Origin of the sequence: Candidatus Pelagibacter communis, assembly GCF_001179925.1 — a bacterium.
GTDB classification, from domain to species: domain Bacteria; phylum Pseudomonadota; class Alphaproteobacteria; order Pelagibacterales; family Pelagibacteraceae; genus Pelagibacter; species Pelagibacter ubique_E.
Genome location: NZ_CVSF01000020.1, coordinates 1 through 534 on the forward strand (window position 1 = coordinate 1; position 534 = coordinate 534).

The window sequence follows — 534 nt, forward strand, 5'->3', positions numbered from 1 at the left end:
TTTTGATGATTGTGTTAAACGTTATATTAAATCTGTTAACGCAGGTCTTTTAAAAATAATGTCTAAAATGGGCATCTCTGTATTAAGTTCTTATAGAGGCGGGTGTAATTTTGAAACTGTTGGATTAAGTAGGACTATAGTAGATGATTATTTTCCAGGTGTAACATCAAAAATTTCAGGAATTGGATTAACAGGGATAGAGAAAAAAATTCGTAAAATTCATAAAGAAGCTTTTGAAAGTACCGATACAGTCCTACCTATTGGCGGAATTTATAGATATAGAAAAAATGGTGAAACACATCAATATCAAGGTAAATTAATCCATTTATTACAAAGTGCAGTTGGTTCCAATTCTTATGAAGGCTATAAAAAATATGTTAAAGGAATATATAACCTTCCACCAATTAATTTGAGGGATTTAATTGATTTTAGAAAAAAAAAATTAGGACCTTCAATTAATATATCCGAAGTTGAGCCAATAGAAAAAATATTAAAAAGATTTGGAAGTGGGAGTATGTCTCATGGAGCACTATC

Annotated in this window: 1 protein-coding gene; it reads left to right on the forward strand. The window is 29.6% G+C overall.

The features are described 5' to 3' along the window. On the forward strand, window positions 1-534 hold a 534-nt coding region (locus tag AMN70_RS01600), incomplete at both ends, for a glutamate synthase central domain-containing protein (RefSeq protein ID WP_425304114.1).